This window comes from Curtobacterium luteum, assembly GCF_001475545.1.
GTDB classification, from domain to species: domain Bacteria; phylum Actinomycetota; class Actinomycetes; order Actinomycetales; family Microbacteriaceae; genus Curtobacterium; species Curtobacterium luteum_A.
On record NZ_LDQC01000086.1, the window covers coordinates 1 to 809 of the forward strand.

Annotated in this window: 1 pseudogene; it reads right to left on the reverse strand. The window is 72.9% G+C overall.

Annotation, left to right across the window (positions count from 1 at the left end):
* Positions 1-614, reverse strand: a pseudogene (locus tag NS184_RS14100) (DNA topoisomerase IB); the annotation flags it as partial.
* Between the last annotated feature and the right edge of the window lie 195 nt (positions 615-809).

Genomic DNA, 809 nt, shown 5'->3' on the forward strand with positions numbered 1-809 from the left:
AGCAGCCGGGCGTTCGGACCGCGACGCTTCATCCCGGCGATGACCCGCGCCAGGTCGTGGTCGTGGATGGTGGACGACCACTCCTGCCCGCTCTTGCCCGGGAAGTCGAGCTCGATGTCGTCGCCGGAGACGTGGGCGTGGGCGCAGAGCAGCGTCGAGAGACCGCGACTGCCGTGCTCGGTCGCGTACCGCTCGGAGCCGACGCGCAACGATCCCTGGTCGAGCATCCGGAACGCCGCGGCGAGCGCCCGCTGTCGGTCCGGCTCCGGGCGCCGGAGGTCCTGCGTCACCATCCGCCGTGCCGACGGCAGCGACTCGGCGAGGGCGAGCGCGCGGTCGTACTTGATCCGGTCCATGCGTTCGCGCCAGCCCGGGTGGTACATGTACTGCCGGCGCCCAGCGCCGTCGATCCCGGTCGCGAGGATGTGCCCGTTGTCGTACGGCGAGATCCAGACGTCCTCCCAGGCCGGCGGGATGACGAGGTCCTCGAGGCGCGCCCGGACCGCGGGGTCGGTGACGGTCCTCCCGTCGGGGTCGCGGTACGAGAAGCCGCGGCCGGAACGGACGCGGTGGTAACCGCGACCGTTGGTCGCGGAGCGTCGGAGACGGGTCACCCCTCCGAGCATGCCCACCCGACCCTGTGACGGACGGGAGGCACGGATCGCGGTGATCCGTGCCTCCCGTCCGTCCTGGTGTCGGCTACGCGCGTCGGCGTCGTCGCAGGACCAGCAGGACCCCGCCCGTGGCCATCGCGAGCAGCGCGAGCAGGGCACCGATCCCGACACCGCCAGCCCCGCGGACCGCCACGT